The organism is Domibacillus indicus (assembly GCF_023715895.1).
In the GTDB taxonomy this organism is placed as follows: Bacteria; Bacillota; Bacilli; order Bacillales; family Domibacillaceae; genus Domibacillus; species Domibacillus indicus_A.
Window position 1 is genome coordinate 1 of sequence record NZ_JAMBOO010000174.1, and the last position, 205, is coordinate 205.

Annotated in this window: 1 rRNA gene; it reads right to left on the bottom strand. The window is 55.1% G+C overall.

Annotation, left to right across the window (positions count from 1 at the left end):
• Window positions 1-205, bottom strand: a 16S ribosomal RNA gene (locus M3221_RS26160); the annotation flags it as partial.

Here is a 205-nt window from a genome sequence, read left to right on the forward strand (position 1 = left end):
TCAGTTACAGACCAAAGAGCCGCCTTCGCCACTGGTGTTCCTCCACATCTCTACGCATTTCACCGCTACACGTGGAATTCCGCTCTTCTCTTCTGCACTCAAGCCTTCCAGTTTCCAATGACCCTCCCCGGTTGAGCCGGGGGCTTTCACATCAGACTTAAAAGGCCGCCTGCGCGCGCTTTACGCCCAATAATTCCGGACAACG